Below are 216 nucleotides of genomic sequence, written 5' to 3'. Positions count from 1 at the left end.
TGAAGTAATCATATAATTAGGATTGTACCGTGAGTAACGATATTCAAAAAGATGCGCAAGCGCGTATGCATAAAACTGTAGCTGCATTAGGCAGCCAATTATCTAAAATTCGTACTGGTCGTGCCCACGCTGCAATTTTAGATGTTATTATGGTGTCGTACTTTGGTGCAGATACACCACTTAACCAAGTAGCTAACGTGACGATTGAAGATTCAC

At 39.8% G+C, this 216-nt stretch carries 1 protein-coding gene; it reads left to right on the top strand.

Features of this window, described 5'->3' with window-relative positions; all coding sequences use genetic code 11:
* Positions 1-29 precede the first annotated feature (29 nt).
* Positions 30-216, top strand: a 187-nt coding sequence (locus V6260_RS19120) for a ribosome recycling factor (RefSeq protein WP_341595613.1), incomplete at its 3' end; no start/stop codon positions are given.

It is taken from the genome of Pseudoalteromonas aliena (assembly GCF_038155085.1).
Classification (GTDB): domain Bacteria; phylum Pseudomonadota; class Gammaproteobacteria; order Enterobacterales; family Alteromonadaceae; genus Pseudoalteromonas; species Pseudoalteromonas aliena_A.
The sequence above is the reverse complement of the archived record's forward strand: the minus strand, read 5'-3'. Positions and strand labels throughout refer to the sequence as shown.